This is a genomic window from Candidatus Thiosymbion oneisti (assembly GCF_900092655.1).
GTDB lineage: Bacteria > Pseudomonadota > Gammaproteobacteria > Chromatiales > Chromatiaceae > Thiosymbion > Thiosymbion oneisti.
On record NZ_FLUY01000755.1, the window covers coordinates 1 to 323 of the forward strand.

Sequence of the window (323 nt, forward strand, 5' to 3'; positions counted from 1 at the left end):
CGCACCCGCTACAGCCGCCCGGCCAGTCAGTGCCAGGATTGCCCGCTCAAGGCGGTGTGTCTGCCCGACTCCGGCGCCCCGCGCAGTATCTATCGTAGTGAGCACGCCAACTTGGTCGAGGCCCACCGGCAACGGATGGCTGAACAGGGGGCCACACGAATGCGCCAGCGTGCCGGCCTGCTCGAGCATCCCTTCGGTACCCTCAAGCGCTGGTTCGGTTGGGATCACTTCCTGGTGCGTGGCTTCCCGGGTAAGACGTAAGCCTCTATTTTTACTAACTATTTTCTATTCCGCCAAGCGTCAATGCGGTGGTCGATGCTCAG

General features: G+C 61.9%; 1 protein-coding gene. It reads left to right on the top strand.

Going from position 1 to position 323, the window contains the following annotated elements:
- A partial coding sequence (locus tag BQ17_RS08110; protein WP_176722350.1) for a transposase occupies positions 1 to 261 on the top strand: 261 nt, incomplete at its 5' end.
- Positions 262 to 323: the final 62 nt, after the last annotated feature.